The sequence below is a fragment of the Collinsella aerofaciens genome, from assembly GCF_039752775.1.
Lineage (GTDB): Bacteria > Actinomycetota > Coriobacteriia > Coriobacteriales > Coriobacteriaceae > Collinsella > Collinsella aerofaciens_R.
The window spans coordinates 1-1,546 of the sequence record NZ_JBDMGT010000068.1; the positions used below are offsets into that span (position 1 = coordinate 1).

The 1,546-nt window shown below is 67.4% G+C and carries 1 protein-coding gene; it reads left to right on the forward strand.

Translation table 11 applies throughout. From position 1 onward, the window contains the following. The first annotated feature begins 274 nt into the window (after positions 1 to 274). Positions 275 to 1,432 carry an IS110 family RNA-guided transposase gene (locus tag ABHR63_RS09965; protein ID WP_225093533.1) on the forward strand — a complete coding sequence of 386 codons (1,158 nt, stop codon included), beginning with the start codon at positions 275 to 277 and terminating at the stop codon, positions 1,430 to 1,432. The last annotated feature ends 114 nt before the right edge of the window (positions 1,433 to 1,546 follow it).

Here is a 1,546-nt window from a genome sequence, read left to right on the forward strand (position 1 = left end):
CCCATTACAGTCTGAAGTGGGCCACCGATAAATTTCGATGGCGAGCATTCGGCGCATTGCCTACGATACGGGCAAGCCCCGAGGGGCCGCCGATCGGGCGCCTCCGGATGGCCGTCTGCCCCTGCCCCGTAGAGGGCCCGGGGGGTGTTGCCACCGGGGGCGCTCGCCGCTCCGGACGACTGATAGGAAACTGCCGGGCGCAAGCGCCACGGCCAGGTAATGTGGGTGTCGCAGGGAGGGGTTCCGATCGGCCTACCGATTGGAGGATAACACCGTGGCACCACCTAGAATGCCGGAAGCCGTCATCGGGCTCGATGTCGGGAAATTGTCCCATTGGGCATGCGTCGCGACCCGGGACGGCGAGATACTGCTGAGCGCCCCCGTCGCGAACAGGGAGGGCGATCTGGACTCGCTGTTCGGCCGCTTCCCCGACGCGCTCGTGGTCGTCGACCAGTCGCGCAACATAGGCGCCCTCGCGCTCGCCCGCGCCAAGGCGGCCGGGATGTCGGCGGCGTACCTGCCGGGACTCGCGGCACACGGGGCCGCCAGGCTCTTCGCCGGCGACGCCAAGACCGACGAGCGGGACGCAATGGTCATCGCGAAGACGGCGCTGGGCATCCCCGACGCACTCCTGCCGGTCGGGGATCCGGGCCCGACGGTCGCGGCGGCGAGGGCGCTGGCCGCCCAGAGAAACTTCCTGACCTGCGAAAACACCAGGAGCAAGAACCGGCTGCGCAGCATCCTGCTGGAATCGTGCCCCGCCTTCGAGGCGTTGGTCGACCTGTCCGACGGTCCCCAGCTGAGGCTCATGGCATCCCTCGGCGGGGCCTGGTCGGTGGCCGACGCCGGGCCCCGCAGGGCGGCGGCGCTCACGCGCGGGGCGGCGCGCGGCAAGATCGAGGCCCTCGTCCGCTCGACGGCCTCCTCGACAAGGCCGGACGCGGCGGCCATCGCCGCCGAGGACCGGGCGGTGAGGCTGCTCGCGCGCAGGATCTCCGAGAACTCGGCGGAGATCGATGTGATCACGGCGGAGATATCCGCCCTCCTCGAGGGCGACGATACCTACCGATGCCTCCTGACGGTGCCGGGGATCGGCCCCAAAACCGCTTCCGAGCTCGCGATCTCCATAGATATCGAAGACTTCCCAAGCCACGACAGGCTCGCGTCGTACTGCGGCCTGGCGCCGCGCAACCGCCAGTCGGGGACCTCGATCTCCTCGGTGACGGCATCGCGCCAAGGCAACAAGAGGCTGAAGAACCTGCTCATATTCTCGTGCAACTGCCTTACCCGGACAGAGGGAAGATGGGGCGATTACTACGCTAGGTGCCGAGAGCGGGGCATGCCGCACGGCAAGGCGCTCAAGGCGCTGGCACGAAAGAGGCTGAAGGTCATCTACGCGATCATGCGGGACAGGGTGCCCTACGCCGCCTAGTCGAAGCGCTCCGAACAGATTGGAGCCCATCGGCCGAAAGGCCTGGCGTTAGCATGTCGCGATTCAATCTCGAAAACAGCATTGCCCAGTTGACAAAACTATAGGAACACCCCC